Below are 820 nucleotides of genomic sequence, written 5' to 3' on the forward strand. Positions count from 1 at the left end.
CTTATTCACATGTGTTGCCGTTTTACGTGCTTTGATTGGCTGGCTATAGGTATCACAAGCGCGAATCGCATTTTGATCACCGTCGAGTGCTCGGCCAAGCAAAGCGACTTCTGTCACTTTTTGTTTTGCGAATGCAAACCAGCTTTTCACTTCCTCACTGAGTTCTGTTTCCTGTTCCAGATCAACCGGGCTATGTAGCAAAGAGCATGAGCTCGCAACCCAAAGGTTGTCGCCCAGTTTTTCTTTTACTGGCTGTAGACGTTCAAGTTGGGCACTTAAATCCGAACGCCACACGTTACGACCGTTGACCACGCCAGCAGACAGCACCCACCCCTCCGGTAGTTTGGCAACCACGTCGTCAAGCTGCTGAGGCGCGGCAGACAAATCAACGTGCAAACCGTCCACTGGTAACTCAACAATTTTGTCTAGGGTATCGGTGACAGAATCGAAGTACGTCGTTAGCAGCACTTTCACATCGCTACGAATCACTTGGTATGCCAGCTTGAACGCGTCAGCCCACTGTTTTTCTAGCTCAAGCGACAAAATCGGCTCATCAATCTGAACCCACTCAACACCTTGGCTCGCCAGCTTAGCCAAAATAGCTTGGTAAGCCGTAAGCAATCGTGGCAGTAGCGTCAGGCGATCGAACCCTTCTTCTACCTCTTTACCTAAGTAAAGATAGCTAACTGGGCCGAGCAATACCGGCTTCACTTTATGCCCAGCTTGGACTGCTTCGTTGATTTCTTCAAACAGTTGCGGCCAGCTAACTTCAAACGTATCGTCCTTGCTGAATTCAGGTACGATGTAGTGGTAGTTTGTG

1 pseudogene is annotated in these 820 nt (G+C 49.1%); it reads right to left on the reverse strand.

Annotation, left to right across the window (positions count from 1 at the left end):
• Positions 1-820: pseudogene (locus tag R7P74_RS25770) on the reverse strand (5-methyltetrahydropteroyltriglutamate--homocysteine S-methyltransferase); the annotation flags it as partial.

The sequence above is a fragment of the Vibrio sp. 2033 genome, assembly GCF_033339735.1.